Below are 15658 nucleotides of genomic sequence, written 5' to 3' on the forward strand. Positions count from 1 at the left end.
TTAATGTATTATTCCAAAAAGAACGGCCGCGATAACAGCGCCCAGGATGGGGCCTGCAACCGGAATCCAGGCATATCCCCAGTCACTGCTGCCTTTTACGGGAAGTACAGCATGCATAATCCTTGGGGCTAAATCTCTTGCAGGATTGATGGCATAACCTGTGGTTCCGCCTAATGATAAGCCTATTGCCCAAACGAGTAAGGTAACAGGAAGTGCTCCTACAGAACCGAGTCCTACTTTAGCGCTTGGATCAGCATTCAGAGAAATGCTTGGATCTGAAAAATGAAAAATAACAAATACCAGTACAAAAGTTCCGATGATCTCACTGATGAGATTTGAAAAAGTATTCCTGATGGCCGGTCCGGTACTGAAACAGGCAAGTTTGCCACCTTCATCCTCTGTAATAGCGAAATGATCTTTATTAAACAGCCAGACCAGGAAAGCGCCAAGCATTCCGCCAAGCATCTGTGCTGCAATATAAGTGGGAACAAGGTCCCAGGAGAATTTTCCTGCAACAGCTAGCCCAATCGTTACGGCCGGGTTCAGATGGGCACCGCTTGCAGGTCCTGCAACGGTAACACCCACGAAAACTGCCAGCGCCCAGGCTGTCGTAATGACAATCCACCCTGAGTTATTTCCTTTGGTATCCTTTAAGACAACATTGGCTACAACGCCGTTGCCTAATAATATAAGAAGCATTGTTCCTACAAGTTCTGCGGTAAATGGGGTCATGAGTAGTTTTTTTATATTAAGGATTAATCTTCAATCCAGCTTTGAGAACGCTTCACTGCTTTGTTCCAGAAGTGGATCATATGATCTGCTTTTTCTTTGTCCACTTTAGGATGGAAATCTTCGTCCACCACCCATTGGGATTGGATCTCGTTGATGTCTTTCCAGTATCCTACTGCTAAACCTGCAAGATAGGCTGCTCCTAAAGCAGTTGTTTCAAGTGTTTTTGGTCTGGTGATCTTAAAGCCGAAAAGGTCAGACTGTATCTGCATCAGAAGATCGCTTGCAGAAGCGCCCCCGTCTACTCTAAGTTCAAGGCTCGGTCTTCCTGAATCCGCTTCCATAGATTTTACAATATCATACACCTGGAATGCTATTCCTTCCAGAGTTGCTCTGGCAATATGGCCGTTGGTTGTTCCTCGGGTTACCCCTACAATCGTTCCACGGGCATACTGATCCCAGTAAGGTGCGCCCAATCCTGTCAGTGCAGGAACAAAATAAACCCCTCCGTTATCTTCAACGCTTGCTGCAAGATCATTCACCTCTTCTGATGAATGGATGAGTTTCAATCCGTCTCTCAGCCACTGTATGGCTGCTCCGCCTACAAATACACTTCCTTCCAGTGCATAATTTACTTCCCCATTGATCTTCCATGCCACTGTAGTTAGCAGATTGTTTTTAGAAGAAACGGCTTCTTTTCCTGTATTCATTAATAGGAAGCATCCTGTTCCATATGTATTCTTTACCATTCCGGGAGTAATACACATCTGTCCGAATAAAGCGGCCTGCTGGTCTCCGGCAATTCCTGCAATTGGTATTTTCGTGGAAAATAGAGTAGTTGCAGTTTCTCCGTAGATTTCACTGCTCTGCTTTACCTCAGGAAGAACAGATCTTGGAATGTCAAATAAATCCAGAAGATCCTGGTCCCATTCCAAAGTATGAATGTTCAGAAGCATCGTTCTGCTGGCATTGGAAACATCGGTGATGAACATTTTTCCACGGGTAAGTTTCCAGACGAGCCAGGTATCAACGGTTCCAAAGCATAATTTTCCTTCTGCTGCTTTTTCTCTTGCTCCTTCTACGTTATCAAGGATCCATTTGAGTTTGGTTGCTGAAAAGTAAGCATCCAGGACAAGTCCTGTTTTTTCTTTAATAACTTCGGCATGGCCCTGTTCCTTTAATTCATCGCAGTATTTGGAGGTTCTTCTGTCCTGCCATACGATAGCATTATAAATAGGTTCACCGGTTTCCTTATCCCAAACAACAGTAGTTTCACGTTGGTTGGTGATACCAATTGCAGCTACTTCCAGTCCGGAAATGCCTGCTTTGGCAATGATTTCTGCGGCAACAGATATCTGGGATGACCATATTTCGTTGGGATCATGCTCTACCCATCCCGGAGTAGGGTAGATCTGTTCGAAATTTTTCTGGGAGATGTATTCTATAGCTCCGCTGTGGTTGAATAAAATGGCTCTGGAGGATGTTGTCCCCTGGTCCAGAGCGAGAATCAGTTTTTCCTTCATACTTCAAAGTTTAATTATGAGTAATAGTTTTGGGAGAGTAAGGTGTTAATAAATATCCTTTTGCTAATTCAATGAATTCTTTTTCCTGTTCAGTGGCCCATTCCTGGGAATGTCCTTTTTCTTTGGCAATAAGCTGTGCAATAGTATGTGCGCTGTCAATCGCGGCTCTTGCATCTAAAAATAAAAGACGTACTCTTCTGGCGAGAATATCTTCAATGGTTTCTGCCATTTCATATCTTATGGCCCAAACTGCTTCTGCCATAGTAAAAGCATGGTCAGGATGGATCTTTTGTGAATATTGAGGATCACTGCTCTGCAATGATTTTATGGCTGGAATATCTGATCCGTATACATACAGATGGCTGGTACGGTCAACCAGTTCTGCTTCCATATTACCATGAATAGACATATTTTCTGTTTGAGAAGGTCCTCCGTTTAGGTGTAGTATCTCTACAGCCTTATCAATAGTATCTTCCGCCATCTTACGGTAAGTGGTCCATTTTCCACCGATGATGGAGACCAATCCAGTATCGGAAGCAATGACTTTGTGGCTGCGGGAAACTTCCTTGGTGCTTTTGCCTCCTTCTTTTGGAGCGGCAAGAGGTCTTAATCCGGCGAACATAGATTTTACATCTTCTCTGGTAGGCTTCTTGGCTAAATATTGTCTGGCAGTATTTAAAACAAAATTAATTTCAGATTCCAAAGCATGGGGCTCAAAGCTCGGGCTTTCCAGAAGCGTATCTGTAGTTCCCACCAATGCCCTGTCATGCCATGGAACAACAAAAAGAACCCTGCCGTCTGATGTTTTAGGGATCATGATGGCATCATCACTTTTCAGGAAAGATTTATCCAATACCAAATGGATACCCTGGCTCGGCACAACAAATTTACCGTGCTTAGGGTTGTTCATATTCAGAATGTCATTCGTGAAGACCCCTGTGGCATTAATGACCGCTTTCGCACGAAGCTCATACTGCTGGTTTGAAAACTGATCTTCTGCTTTGACTCCGTTTATTTTTCCGGAATCATTTTTCAAAAGACCGGTTACTTTCATGTAATTAACAGCGCTTCCTCCTTTTTCGATAAGAGTCTGGGTTAAATTGATTGCTAGTCTTGCATCATCAAACTGTCCGTCCTGATATACCACACCGCTTGCCAGGTTATGCTGTTCAATGGTTGGCAGCTTTTCGATGGTTTTAGCTTTGCTGATGTATTTTGTTTTTCCAAGACTTAGCTTACCTGCAAGGAAATCATAGATAGACAATCCTATTTTATAGTAAATACCTCCCCACCAGGTGTAGTTAGGAATAATAAATGACTGGTTTTTGACTACGTGTGCCGCGTTTTGGGCTAAAAGCCCTCTTTCTTTCAGGGCTTCTTTTACAAGTCCTACATCTCCTTGTGCAAGATATCTTACGCCGCCATGCACCAGCTTGGTGCTTCGGCTGGATGTTGCTTTGGCAAAATCGTGCGATTCAAGGAGCAGGGTTTTGAATCCTCTGCTGGTTGCATCCAATGCTGAACCCAATCCGCTGGCTCCACCTCCGATGATGATGAAGTCCCATTCCTGAACACTGGATAATTTATTAATTTCTTCGTTTCGTTTCATAAATGTTTCGTTTATGTTTCGTTTTCAAATGTATAAATTAAAAATGAAACTAAAAAGAAAATAAATGAAATTTTATTGGTCTCGAAAAAAAATGGTATTTTTGATGAAAGAATCAGAATGGAAAAGTTAATACCAAGGCACGATGATATATTAAAGGAACTGGATGAAAAAGGACATGTTCTTGTACAGGATCTGTGCGAGAAGTTCAATGTTTCGTCGGTTACGGTCCGAAAGGATCTGAATTATCTCGAAAGCTTAGGATTGCTTTTCCGAAACCATGGAGGGGCAAGCAAGCATGTACGCTATGCTTACGAAAGGAATGTAGACGAAAAAGAAAACATCAATGTAGAAGCCAAGCAGAATATTGCTAAAGCAGCTTTGCAGCTTATTCAGGAAAATGACTGTGTTATTTTAGCTTCAGGGACTACGATGCATTATTTGGCGAGAATGCTGGTCAACTTTGGACCTCTTACGGTTTTAACCTCTTCTTTAAGGGTGGCTATTGAGCTGTGTAATAATCCTAATATTAATATTATACAGTTGGGTGGCGAAGTCCGGAAAAGTTCGACCTCCATTGTAGGTTCCATTTCTGAAGGGATTCTCAAGCAGTTTTCCTGTAATAAACTTTTTCTGGGAGTGGATGGAATTGACATCGATTTTGGAATCAGTACTTCAAACGCTGCAGAAGCTCATCTGAATCAGCTTATGATAGAATGTTCCGAAAAAGTGGTCATTCTTGGTGATTCTTCGAAGCTGAATAAAAAAGGGTTCGGTAAGATTGCTCCTCTGGATAAGGTTGATTATCTGATCACAGATAATGGTATCTGTGCCGAAGATAAAGTGGCATTGGAAGAAATAGGGGTTACGGTTATTGTAAAATAAGCTTCTTCTAAATTATTTTTTAAAAAATCCAAAATAATTTCACTGAAAATCCATCCGGATTTTTTCAAAATTACCTAATTGATTAAAAATCAAAATATTTTACCTTAAATATTTGTCAGTTATAAAAATATTCATAAATTTGCACACTCCATTTTAGGGGCGTAGTATGCCTATATCAAAAGTAGAAATTGCTTCAGACCTCCTAAAAATGTGGAAATTAGAAAGATAAATTTTATTTAATATAAACAATGTCAGGTATTATTGGTAAAAAAATCGGTATGACGTCTTTGTTTAACGAAGAAGGAAAGAATATTCCTTGTACAGTTATTCAGGCTGGTCCATGCTCGGTTTTACAGGTCAGAACCATAGAAAAGGACGGCTATAAGTCAGTTCAGTTAGGTTTCGATGACAAGAGTGAAAAGAACGTAGGTAAAGCGTTAGCTGGCCATTTCAAAAAGGCTGGTTCTGCTCCAAAAGCTAAGTTGGTAGAATTCTACAGAGAATTCGTAGACGAAGTAAAAGTAGGAGAAGAAGTAAAAGTTGATTTATTCTCTGAAGGAGAGTATGTTGACGTAACAGGAACTTCAAAAGGTAAAGGTTTCCAGGGTGTTGTTAAAAGACATGGCTTTGGAGGTGTAATGCAAGCTACTCATGGTCAGCACAACAGACTTAGAGCTCCAGGTTCTATCGGTGCTGGATCGGATCCTTCAAGAGTATTCAAAGGAATGAGAATGGCGGGTAGAATGGGAGGTAAACAGGTAACTGTACAAAACCTTCAGGTATTAAAAGTGGATCAAGAACAAAATCTTTTAGTAGTAAAAGGTGCTGTTCCGGGAGCTAAAAATTCTTATGTAATTATCAGAAAATGGAACTAGTAGTATTAAATACATCAGGAAAAGAGACCGGAAGAAAAGTAACTCTAGACGAATCAGTATTCGGAATTGAGCCAAATCAGCACGCGGTTTACTTAGAAGTTAAACAGTACCTTGCAGCACAGAGACAAGGGACTCATAAATCAAAAGAAAGAAGCGAAATTACTGCTTCTACTAAAAAACTTAAGAAGCAAAAAGGATCTGGTTCTGCTAGATATGGTGATATCAAATCTCCAACTTTCAGAGGTGGAGGTAGAGTATTCGGACCAAAACCAAGAGACTACAGATTCAAATTGAACAAAGCTCTTAAGAGATTAGCAAAAAAATCTGTTTTATCTCAGAAAATGAGAGACAACAGCATCAGAGTAATGGAGGATATGAGCTTAAACGCTCCTAAAACTAAAGATTTCATCACTATCCTAAATGCATTGGCATTGAACGATAAGAAATCTCTATTTGTTCTTCCTGAAGCTAACAAGAATGTGTATTTATCTTCAAGAAACTTACCTAAAACTAAAGTAATGAACTTCAACGAAATTAGTTCATATGACTTGATGAATGCAGGTGAGATCGTATTCTTAGAAGGTGCAGTTGAAAAATTCCAGGAAAATTTAAAGAAATAAATCATGTCACTTATTATTAAACCAGTTATCTCAGAAAAGGCTAATTACCTTACAGATTTAAGAGGTTCTTATTCTTTCTTAGTAGATCCTAAGGCTAATAAGATCCAGATTAAAAAAGCTGTTGAAGCAGCTTACGGTGTAAAAGTAGCAGACGTTAACACAATGATTTATGCTCCGAAGGTTTCTTCAAAATACACTAAAAAAGGTCTTCAAGTAGGAAAGACAAACAAATTGAAAAAGGCGGTAATCAAGCTTGTTGAAGGTGACGTTATCGATATTTTTGCTGTAAATTAATTATTAATTATAAATAATAGTAATGTCTGTTAGAAAATTAAAACCTATCACCCCAGGACAGAGATTCAGAATTGTAAACAATTTTGAGGAAATTACTACCAACAAACCAGAGAAATCTCTAACAGTTGGTATTAGTAAGTCAGGTGGACGTAACCAAACTGGTAAAATGACCATGCGTTACACCGGAGGTGGACACAAAAAGAAATACAGAATTATCGACTTCAAAAGAAACAAGCATGATGTTGAAGCAACGGTAAAAACTGTAGAATATGATCCAAACAGAACTGCATTTATTGCTTTATTAGAATACGCAGATGGAGAGAAGAGATACATCATCGCTCCAAACGGTATCAAAGTAGATCAGAAAGTAGTTTCAGGAGAAAGCGTTGAACCAAACGTAGGTAACGCAATGAAATTGAAAAACATTCCATTGGGTACTGTAATTTCTTGTGTTGAAATGAAGCCTGGTCAAGGTGCTATTTTAGCAAGAAGTGCTGGTTCTTCAGCTCAATTAACTTCAAGAGACGGAAAATATGCAATCATCAAATTGCCTTCAGGAGAATCTAGAATGATCCTTACTGAATGTTATGCAATGATTGGATCTGTTTCTAACTCGGATCATCAGTTAACTGTTTCAGGTAAGGCTGGTAGAAGCAGATGGTTAGGTAGAAGACCTAGAACTAGACCGGTAGTAATGAACCCTGTAGATCACCCAATGGGAGGTGGTGAAGGACGTTCTTCTGGAGGTCACCCAAGATCTAGAAACGGTATGCCGGCTAAAGGTTACAAAACCAGAAAGAAAAACAAAGCGTCTAACCGTCATATCATATCTAAAAGAAAATAATTATGGCAAGATCACTTAAAAAAGGACCATTCATTCATCATACTTTAGATAAGAAGGTTCAGACAAACATAGAGTCTGGTAAGAAGACAGTTATTAAAACTTGGTCTAGAGCATCGATGATCTCTCCGGACTTCGTAGGACAAACTATTGCAGTACACAACGGGAAATCTTTTATCCCTGTTTATGTTACAGAAAACATGGTAGGTCACAAGTTAGGCGAATTTTCTCCAACAAGATCTTTCAGAGGTCATGGTGGTAACAAAAATAAAGGAAGCAGATAATCATGGGATCAAGAAAACAAGATAGTTCAATCGCAAGAAAAGAAGCTAACAAAGACGTTGTAAAAGCTTCATTAAATGACTGCCCATCATCTCCAAGAAAAATGAGATTAGTTGCTGATATCATTAGAGGAGAGCAGGTAGATAAAGCTCTTTATATCCTAAAATATTCTAAAAAAGAAGCCTCTAACAAATTAGAGAAATTACTTCTTTCTGCTATGGCAAACTGGCAGACTAAAAATGAAGGTGCTGATATTGAAGAAGCAAACCTTATCATTAAAGAAATCTTCGTGGATAGTGCAAGACAATTGAAGAGACTAAGACCAGCGCCGCAAGGTAGAGGGTATAGAATCAGAAAAAGATCTAACCACGTTACATTAATCTTAGGTAATAAAGAAAATTAATCAAGGTATGGGACAGAAGACAAATCCAATTGGTAACAGATTAGGTATCATCAGAGGATGGGATTCTAACTGGTTTGGCGGAAACGATTATGGAGACAGAATCGCGGAAGACTACAAAATCAGAAGATACCTTGAGGCTAGATTATCTAAAGGTGGTATTTCAAAAATTTATATTGAAAGAACACTAAAATTAGTAACAGTGACAATCACTACTGCTAGACCGGGACTTATCATCGGTAAAGGAGGTCAGGAAGTTGATAAATTGAAAGAAGAATTGAAGAAACTTACAGGTAAGGATATTCAAATCAATATTTTCGAAATCAAAAGACCTGAACTTGATGCAGTATTAGTGGCTGACAGCATCTCTAAGCAGATTGAAAACAGAATTTCTTACAGAAGAGCTGTTAAAATGGCAATGGCCAGTACAATGAGAATGGGTGCTGAAGGTATCAAAGTTCAAATCTCTGGTAGATTGAACGGAGCTGAAATGGCAAGAAGCGAATCTTTCAAAGAAGGAAGAATCCCTTTGTCTACTTTCAGAGCTGATATCGATTATCACTGGGCTGAAGCTCATACTACTTATGGTAGATTAGGAGTGAAAGTTTGGATCATGAAAGGGGAGGTTTACGGTAAGAGAGATCTTTCTCCACTAGTGGGACAACAGAAAAAAGGAGGTCCTTCAGGAGGCGGAAACAGAGGAGACAGAGACAACAGAAGACCTAGAAAAAATAACAATAATAACAATAATAATTAAAAATTTTAGGTTAGAAATTTTGAATTTTAAATTACCGTTACTTTTTTAAAATATAAAAAATCTAAAATCTAAAATCTAAAATCTAAAATTTAGAAATTATGTTACAACCAAAAAGAACCAAATTCCGTAGAGTTCATAAGATGAAGATGAAGGGGATTGCTCAAAGAGGTAATCAACTGGCTTACGGAACTTTTGGAATCAAAGCTATAGAAGGTGCTTGGATTACTGCAAGACAAATCGAAGCTGCTCGTATCGCTGCGACAAGATATATGAAGAGAGAAGGTCAGCTATGGATCAAAATCTTCCCGGATAAACCAATTACTAAAAAACCAGCCGAAGTTCGTATGGGTAAAGGTAAAGGTGCCGTGGAATATTGGGTAGCTGTAGTAAAACCAGGTAAAATTATGTTCGAAATCGGAGGAGTATCTTACGAAATCGCTAAGGAAGCTTTAAGACTTGCTGCACAGAAATTACCGGTAGTTACTAAATTCGTAGTTGCTAACGATTTTGTTAAACCTCTATAATCTTTGATACAATGAAACAAGCTGATATTAAAAATTTAAGCGCGGGTGATATTCAAGCAAAACTTGCTGAATTGAAAACTCAATATTCAAAACTGAAATTGGCTCACAAGATCAGTCCAATTGAAAACCCGATTCAAATCAGAGATTTGAGAAGATCGATCGCTAGACTAAACACTGAGTTAACCACTAAACAACAATAAGATTTTCATACATTATGGAAAGAAACTTAAGAAAAGAAAGAATCGGAATAGTTTCCAGCAATAAAATGGAAAAGACCATTGTTGTAAGTGAGACTACGAGAGTGAAACACCCGATGTACGGTAAATTCGTATTAAAAACGAAAAAATATACTGCACACGACGAAAACAACGAATGCACAGAAGGTGATACAGTTCTTATCCAGGAAACTAGACCTTTGAGCAAGAGCAAGAGATGGAGATTAGTAAGAATCATTGAAAAAGCTAAGTAATAATGTTACAAACAGAATCAAGATTAAAAGTTGCTGATAACACAGGTGCAAAAGAAGTACTAGTTATCAGAGTTCTGGGAGGAACCAGAAGAAGATATGCTTCAGTTGGTGATAAAATCGTTGTTACTATCAAGGATTCTACACCATCAGGAAACGCTAAAAAAGGTCAGGTATCTAAAGCTGTAGTAGTAAGAACTAAAAAAGCAGTGAGAAGAAAAGATGGTTCATACATCAAATTCGAAGACAATGCTTGTGTATTACTAAACGCAGCGGGAGAAATGAGAGGAACACGTGTTTTCGGACCGGTTGCTCGTGAGTTGAGAGACAAAGAATATATGAAAATCATTTCATTAGCTCCTGAAGTACTTTAATTTTTAAAATTTTTAAAAGAAAATGTCAAAGTTAAAAATAAAAAGAGGAGATAACGTCATCATTACTACTGGTAAGAAAGATATCAAAGGTAAGACTGGTGAAGTTATTGAAGTGATCAAGAAAGAAGGAAAAGACCCTAGAGTAATCGTTGCAGGACTTAACATCGTTAAAAAACACGTTAAGCCTTCAGCTTCTAACCCTCAAGGTGGGATTACTGAAAAGGAAGCTTCTATTCATATCTCAAACGTAGCCCTAGTTGGTAAAGACGGAAAAGCTATCAAAATCGGTTATAAAATCGATGGAGATAAGAAAGTAAGAATCGATAGAAAAACGGGTGAAACTTTATAATTTGAATTAACACATGGAATTTATAGCAAGACCCAAAAATATATACAGAGAGAAAATTGTTCCTGCAATGATGGAAGAATTTGGGTACAAATCTGTAATGCAGGTACCTAGATTGGAAAAAATCATCCTGTCTCAAGGATTAGGTGATGCCACTGCAGACAAGAAAATCATTGATTATGCTGTAGAAGAATTAACAATGATTACTGGCCAGAAAGCAGTAGGTACTATCTCTAAGAAAGACGAAGCGGCTTTCAAATTGAGAAAAGGTATGCCTGTAGGTGCTAAGGTAACATTGAGAGCTCATAAAATGTATGAATTCTTAGACAGACTTACTTCTTCTGCTTTACCACGTATCAGAGATTTCTCTGGTATCAAGGCAGACGGGTTCGATGGTAGAGGTAATTACAACTTAGGTATTACTGAGCAGATTATCTTCCCTGAAATCGTAATTGACAAAGTGAAAAAAATCCAGGGAATGGACATCACTTTCGTTACAACTGCGAAAACGGATAAAGAAGCGAAAGCTTTATTAACTCACTTCGGTTTACCATTTAAAAAGAACTAAGAAATGGCTAAAGAATCAATGAAAGCGCGTGAGCGCAAAAGAGAAGCACTAGTTGCTAAATACGCTGACAAAAGAAAAGCTTTAAAAGAAGCTGGTGATTATGAAGGACTTCAGAAATTACCTAAAAATGCTTCTCCTGTAAGATTACACAACAGATGTAAACTAACAGGTAGACCTAGAGGATACATGAGAACGTTTGGTATTTCCAGAGTAACTTTCAGAGAAATGGCAAACAACGGTCTTATCCCGGGAGTAAGAAAAGCCAGTTGGTAATAATTACTAATTAATCGGGACAATTAAGTTGTCTGGATACTAAAGAATAAAAATATCAGACCCAAGATTTTCTGAAGTCTGATATTTTAATCTTCAAGTCCTTTCAATACTGATTGTCTTTAACCAATAATTTAAAATAGAAAAATGGTAACAGATCCAATTTCAGATTTCCTAACAAGAGTAAGGAACGCACAAAGCGCAGGCCACAAAGTGGTGGAAATTCCTGCATCGAAAATCAAAAAGGAGATTACTAAGATCTTATTTGACCAAGGGTATATCTTAAACTACAAGTTTGAAGATAACGCTGTTCAAGGAGTGATCAAAATCGCTTTAAAGTATGACAAGCAAACTAACAAACCGGCTATCAAGTCTATTCAGAGAGCTTCTAGACCAGGTTTAAGACAGTACAAAGGTTCTACTGAACTTCCAAGAGTACTGAACGGTTTGGGTATAGCTGTTATCTCTACTTCTAAAGGAGTAATGACTGACAAGAAGGCTAGAGAAGAAAAAGTAGGCGGTGAAGTAATCTGCTATGTTTATTAATTTTTAATCAGAGGAAAATGTCAAGAATTGGTAAAGCAATTATAACAATTCCAGCTGGAGTTACTGTCACTGAAAATAACGGTGTTGTAACAGTTAAAGGTCCTAAAGGAGAACTTTCCCAGGAGCTTACAGCAGGAATTACTTTAGAACAGAAAGATGGTGAACTTAACGTTAACAGACCATCTGAGTCTAAACAACATAAAGCACTTCACGGTCTATACAGAGCGTTGATCAACAACATGATCACTGGTGTTAATACAGGTTTCGAAAAGAAACTGGAACTAGTAGGGGTAGGATATAGAGCTTCACACACAGGTCAAAAACTTGAGTTAGCTTTAGGATTCTCTCACGGTATCGTATTAGAGCTTCCAAGCGAAGTAAAAGTAGATACATTGACTGAAAAAGGTAAAAACCCAATTATTACTTTAGCGTCTCATGACAACCAACTTCTAGGAATGGTAGCTGCAAAGATCCGTTCTTTCAGAAAGCCTGAGCCTTACAAAGGAAAAGGTGTAAGATTCCTTGGAGAAATTGTTAGACGTAAAGCTGGTAAATCTGCTTAATAAATTATAAGTATTATGGCATTAAGTAAATTAGAAAAAAGAATAAGAATCAAAAGAAGAGTAAGAGGGAAAATCTCTGGATCTTCTGAATTGCCAAGATTATCTGTATATAAAAGTAATAAGGAAATTTACGCTCAGTTAATCGATGATAAAAATGGTACAACTTTAGTTTCCGCTTCTTCAAGAGAGAAAGGTGTTGACGCTAATGGTACTAAGACTGAAGTTTCTGCTGCTGTTGGTAAAGCTATCGCTGCCAAAGCTATCGCTGCAGGAATCGAAAGTATTGTATTTGACAGAAACGGTTTCGTTTACCACGGAAGAGTGAAAGCTCTTGCTGATGGAGCGAGAGAAGGAGGACTTAAATTCTAATCATAAAATTTCGGAAAATATGTTAGGACTAGATAATATAGAAAGAGTAAAACCGGGAGGATTAGAATTAAAAGATCGTCTCGTAGCTGTTAACAGAGTAACAAAAGTAACCAAAGGAGGTAGAGCTTTCGGATTTTCTGCTATCGTTGTAGTAGGAAATGAAGACGGAGTAATCGGTCATGGTCTTGGAAAATCTAAAGAAGTAGCTTCTGCAATTGCTAAAGCTGTTGAAGATGCTAAGAAAAACCTTGTGAAAGTTCCTGTAATGAACCACACAATTCCTCACCAGACTACTGCCAGATACGGTGGTGCAGATATCTTCTTAAGACCTGCTTCTCACGGTACAGGACTTATCGCCGGTGGTGCGGTAAGAGCAGTATTGGAGTCTGCTGGTATTCACGATATCCTTTCAAAATCTAAAGGATCTTCTAACCCTCACAACGTGGTGAAAGCTACTTTCAAAGCGTTATTGGATATCAGAAGACCTGAAGAGATCGCTAGAATGAGAGGAGTTTCTCTAAGTAAAGTGTTTAACGGTTAATATTAGAACAATGGCAACAATCAAAGTAAAGCAAGTAAGAAGCGCTATTGGAAGAACAAAAACCCAAAAGAGAACGCTTGAAGCATTAGGATTTAAGAAACTTCACCAAGTTGTAGAACACGAAGCTACTCCTTCTATCTTAGGAATGATAGCTGCAGTTAGTCATTTACTTGAAGTTCAAAAATAATTTTTAACAAAAGAAATTAAAATGAATTTAAATAACATAAAACCTGCTGCAGGATCTACTTTCAATTCAAAAAGAATTGGTAGAGGTCAGGGTACAGGAAAAGGAGGTACTGCTACGAAAGGTCATAAAGGTCAGAAAGCTAGAGCTGGGTATTCTCAGAAAATCGGTTTCGAAGGTGGACAGATGCCTTTACAAAGGAGATTACCTAAATTCGGTTTCAAAAACGTAAACAGAAAAGAGTTTAGAGGAGTAAACCTTGATACTATCCAAATTTTAATCGAGAACAAATCCATCACTGGAGATATCACGAAAGAAGTTTTAGTTGAAAACGGTTTAGTTTCTAAAAACGAATTAGTGAAAATTATGGGTAGAGGAGAATTGAAATCTGCGGTTTCAATCTCTGCTGACAAGTTCACTAAATCTGCTGAAGAGCTTATTGCTAAAGCAGGTGGAAAAGCAATTACCTTATAATACTTACTAATGAAAGAATTTATACAAACCCTTAAAAATATCTGGAGCCTAAAGGAATTAAGAGATAAAATTCTCTTTACGTTAGGTATTATCCTTGTGTATAGATTCGCATCTTATATCTCGCTTCCCGCAATTAACCTTGCAGAAGTGGGAGATCTCTTAGAGCATTATAAAAATCAAGGCGGTAACAAGCAAGGAGCAGGTCTCCTTGGCTTGCTTTCGTCGTTTACGGGGGGAGCTTTCAGCCACGCTTCCGTAATGGCGTTGGGAATCATGCCTTATATTTCTGCTTCTATTATTGTTCAGTTGATGGGAATGGCTATTCCTTATCTTCAGAAACTTCAGAAGGATGGAGAGTCTGGTAGAAATACATTGAATCAAATTACTAGATGGTTAACGATTGGTGTTTGTCTTGTACAGGCCCCTTCTTATTTAACGTCTATTACTCAATTATTCTTACCGTATGCTCAGTTCTCTTCTGCATATTATGTAGAGCCAAATTCTATCATGTTCTGGTTACCAAGTATTGTTATTTTGGTTGCCGGTTCAGTATTCGCAATGTGGTTAGGTGAGAAAATCACCGACAAAGGTATCGGAAACGGTATTTCCATCCTTATTATGGTGGGGATCCTATCCAGATTACCTGAAGCATTCGTACAGGAAATGGCCGTGCAGAACGGAAAAGGAGGAATGGGATCTATCATGATCCTTATAGAAGTAATATTCTGGATGCTGGTAGTTCTTTTAGCAGTAGTATTATCTGTTGCTGTCAGAAAAATTCCAATTCAGTATGTAAGCAGAGCTCAAGCAAGAGGAGGTGTAAACAGAAATCTTATGCAGGGAGCAAGACAGTGGATCCCATTGAAAGTAAATGCTGCTGGTGTAATGCCGATTATCTTTGCTCAGGCATTGATGTTCGTACCAGGATTATTGACTAAGTTCGATGAGTCCAATACCTTTCTTGCAGGTTTCAAGAATGTTTTTAGCTGGCAGTACAATGTATTGTTCGCGCTATTAATTATTATCTTCTCATTCTTCTATACTGCAATTACAATTCCGGTAAACCAAATGGCTGATGATTTGAAGAGAAATGGAGGTTTAGTACCGAAAGTAAGACCCGGTAAAGAAACAGCTGATTATTTAGATGATATTTTATCAAAAATTACCTTGCCAGGTGCAATATTTTTGTCTATCTTTGCAGTCCTTCCGGCAATAGTGCATGGAAGCTTTGTTCAGACAGATGCGTTCGCCCTATTTTTCGGGGGAACATCACTATTGATTATGGTTGGAGTTATTTTAGATACCGTTCAACAGATTAATACATATCTGCTGAACCATCATTATGATGGCTTAATGCAGTCTAAATTGTCAAGAACGACTGGATATTAATTTATGGCAAAACAAAAACATATTGAACAAGACGGCGTTATCACGGAAGCACTTTCGAACGCCCAGTTCCGTGTAGAGCTGGAGAATGGGCATATACTTATCGCTCATATTTCCGGTAAAATGAGAATGCATTATATTAAACTTTTACCTGGAGACAAGGTAAAACTAGAAATGTCTCCCTATGATTTATCTAAAGGGAGAATCACATTTAGATATTAATACAAACGCCAAA

General features: G+C 38.2%; 26 protein-coding genes. 23 read left to right on the forward strand and 3 right to left on the reverse strand.

Going from position 1 to position 15658, the window contains the following annotated elements; genetic code table 11:
• The 3 genes from AC4IFE_RS04430 to AC4IFE_RS04440 are packed head-to-tail and all read right to left on the reverse strand — an operon-like array spanning position 1 to position 3861.
• Positions 1-732, reverse strand: a complete 732-nt coding sequence (locus AC4IFE_RS04430; RefSeq protein WP_490755197.1) for an MIP/aquaporin family protein — start codon at positions 730-732, stop codon at positions 1-3.
• Positions 733-755: 23 nt separating this feature from the next.
• On the reverse strand, positions 756-2252 hold the full coding sequence (gene glpK / locus AC4IFE_RS04435) for a glycerol kinase GlpK (RefSeq protein WP_490755198.1): 1497 nt from the start codon (positions 2250-2252) through the stop codon (positions 756-758).
• A 10-nt stretch (positions 2253-2262) separates the two neighbouring features.
• Positions 2263-3861, reverse strand: a complete 1599-nt coding sequence (locus AC4IFE_RS04440; RefSeq protein ID WP_490755199.1) for a glycerol-3-phosphate dehydrogenase/oxidase — start codon at positions 3859-3861, stop codon at positions 2263-2265.
• Positions 3862-3978: 117 nt separating this feature from the next.
• On the opposite strand from AC4IFE_RS04440, the gene AC4IFE_RS04445 reads away from it, so the two are divergent.
• From AC4IFE_RS04445 to infA, 23 genes are all read left to right on the forward strand, one after another.
• On the forward strand, positions 3979-4743 hold the full coding sequence (locus tag AC4IFE_RS04445) for a DeoR/GlpR family DNA-binding transcription regulator (RefSeq protein WP_490755201.1): 765 nt from the start codon (positions 3979-3981) through the stop codon (positions 4741-4743).
• Positions 4744-4991: 248 nt separating this feature from the next.
• Positions 4992-5618: a 50S ribosomal protein L3 gene (gene rplC / locus AC4IFE_RS04450; RefSeq protein WP_034678007.1), complete on the forward strand. Its 627-nt coding sequence runs from the start codon at positions 4992-4994 to the stop codon at positions 5616-5618.
• Positions 5609-6238 carry a 50S ribosomal protein L4 gene (gene rplD / locus AC4IFE_RS04455; protein WP_111957081.1) on the forward strand — a complete coding sequence of 210 codons (630 nt, stop codon included), beginning with the start codon at positions 5609-5611 and terminating at the stop codon, positions 6236-6238. Before rplC ends, rplD begins: the two co-directional genes overlap by 10 nt.
• Positions 6239-6241: 3 nt before the next feature.
• On the forward strand, positions 6242-6532 hold the full coding sequence (gene rplW, locus AC4IFE_RS04460; RefSeq protein ID WP_490755203.1) for a 50S ribosomal protein L23: 291 nt from the start codon (positions 6242-6244) through the stop codon (positions 6530-6532).
• Between the two features lie 22 nt (positions 6533-6554).
• The gene (rplB, locus tag AC4IFE_RS04465) at positions 6555-7376 is read left to right on the forward strand and encodes a 50S ribosomal protein L2 (RefSeq protein ID WP_111957083.1); all 822 of its coding nucleotides are present in this window, start codon (positions 6555-6557) and stop codon (positions 7374-7376) included.
• Between the two features lie 2 nt (positions 7377-7378).
• Positions 7379-7657, forward strand: a complete 279-nt coding sequence (rpsS, locus tag AC4IFE_RS04470) for a 30S ribosomal protein S19 (RefSeq protein WP_034702850.1) — start codon at positions 7379-7381, stop codon at positions 7655-7657.
• A 2-nt stretch (positions 7658-7659) separates the two neighbouring features.
• Positions 7660-8058, forward strand: coding sequence for a 50S ribosomal protein L22 (gene rplV, locus AC4IFE_RS04475; protein ID WP_111957085.1), 399 nt, complete (start codon positions 7660-7662; stop codon positions 8056-8058).
• A gap of 7 nt (positions 8059-8065) precedes the next feature.
• Positions 8066-8812: a 30S ribosomal protein S3 gene (gene rpsC / locus AC4IFE_RS04480; RefSeq protein ID WP_490755205.1), complete on the forward strand. Its 747-nt coding sequence runs from the start codon at positions 8066-8068 to the stop codon at positions 8810-8812.
• A gap of 98 nt (positions 8813-8910) precedes the next feature.
• Positions 8911-9336: a 50S ribosomal protein L16 gene (gene rplP / locus AC4IFE_RS04485; RefSeq protein ID WP_034738777.1), complete on the forward strand. Its 426-nt coding sequence runs from the start codon at positions 8911-8913 to the stop codon at positions 9334-9336.
• Between the two features lie 11 nt (positions 9337-9347).
• Positions 9348-9536, forward strand: a complete 189-nt coding sequence (rpmC, locus tag AC4IFE_RS04490; RefSeq protein ID WP_034725985.1) for a 50S ribosomal protein L29 — start codon at positions 9348-9350, stop codon at positions 9534-9536.
• A gap of 11 nt (positions 9537-9547) precedes the next feature.
• The gene (gene rpsQ, locus AC4IFE_RS04495) at positions 9548-9805 is read left to right on the forward strand and encodes a 30S ribosomal protein S17 (protein WP_053073319.1); all 258 of its coding nucleotides are present in this window, start codon (positions 9548-9550) and stop codon (positions 9803-9805) included.
• A gap of 2 nt (positions 9806-9807) precedes the next feature.
• Positions 9808-10176 (forward strand): 50S ribosomal protein L14, encoded by a 369-nt coding sequence (gene rplN, locus AC4IFE_RS04500; RefSeq protein WP_007839504.1) that lies wholly within the window; start codon positions 9808-9810, stop codon positions 10174-10176.
• Between the two features lie 22 nt (positions 10177-10198).
• Complete coding sequence (gene rplX, locus AC4IFE_RS04505) at positions 10199-10525, forward strand: 50S ribosomal protein L24 (RefSeq protein WP_111957089.1); 327 nt, start codon at positions 10199-10201, stop codon at positions 10523-10525.
• Positions 10526-10538: 13 nt separating this feature from the next.
• Positions 10539-11090, forward strand: a complete 552-nt coding sequence (rplE, locus tag AC4IFE_RS04510; protein WP_034702867.1) for a 50S ribosomal protein L5 — start codon at positions 10539-10541, stop codon at positions 11088-11090.
• Between the two features lie 3 nt (positions 11091-11093).
• The gene (rpsN, locus tag AC4IFE_RS04515; protein WP_047376574.1) at positions 11094-11363 is read left to right on the forward strand and encodes a 30S ribosomal protein S14; all 270 of its coding nucleotides are present in this window, start codon (positions 11094-11096) and stop codon (positions 11361-11363) included.
• A gap of 144 nt (positions 11364-11507) precedes the next feature.
• Entirely contained in the window at positions 11508-11906 is a 399-nt protein-coding gene (gene rpsH, locus AC4IFE_RS04520) for a 30S ribosomal protein S8 (RefSeq protein ID WP_111957093.1), read from the forward strand.
• Positions 11907-11923: 17 nt separating this feature from the next.
• Positions 11924-12469: a 50S ribosomal protein L6 gene (gene rplF, locus AC4IFE_RS04525; protein WP_111957095.1), complete on the forward strand. Its 546-nt coding sequence runs from the start codon at positions 11924-11926 to the stop codon at positions 12467-12469.
• 15 nt (positions 12470-12484) lie between these two features.
• Positions 12485-12838 (forward strand): 50S ribosomal protein L18, encoded by a 354-nt coding sequence (gene rplR, locus AC4IFE_RS04530; protein WP_034725976.1) that lies wholly within the window; start codon positions 12485-12487, stop codon positions 12836-12838.
• A gap of 19 nt (positions 12839-12857) precedes the next feature.
• Entirely contained in the window at positions 12858-13379 is a 522-nt protein-coding gene (rpsE, locus tag AC4IFE_RS04535; RefSeq protein WP_034703137.1) for a 30S ribosomal protein S5, read from the forward strand.
• Positions 13380-13389: 10 nt separating this feature from the next.
• Positions 13390-13566 carry a 50S ribosomal protein L30 gene (gene rpmD / locus AC4IFE_RS04540; protein ID WP_007839493.1) on the forward strand — a complete coding sequence of 59 codons (177 nt, stop codon included), beginning with the start codon at positions 13390-13392 and terminating at the stop codon, positions 13564-13566.
• 21 nt (positions 13567-13587) lie between these two features.
• The gene (gene rplO, locus AC4IFE_RS04545; RefSeq protein WP_111957099.1) at positions 13588-14037 is read left to right on the forward strand and encodes a 50S ribosomal protein L15; all 450 of its coding nucleotides are present in this window, start codon (positions 13588-13590) and stop codon (positions 14035-14037) included.
• 9 nt (positions 14038-14046) lie between these two features.
• A complete protein-coding gene (secY, locus tag AC4IFE_RS04550; protein WP_034725974.1) occupies positions 14047-15426 on the forward strand; it encodes a preprotein translocase subunit SecY in 1380 nt (459 codons plus the stop codon).
• 3 nt (positions 15427-15429) lie between these two features.
• Positions 15430-15645, forward strand: coding sequence for a translation initiation factor IF-1 (gene infA / locus AC4IFE_RS04555; protein WP_027381317.1), 216 nt, complete (start codon positions 15430-15432; stop codon positions 15643-15645).
• The last annotated feature ends 13 nt before the right edge of the window (positions 15646-15658 follow it).

The organism is Chryseobacterium sp. UF-81 (assembly GCF_058245105.1).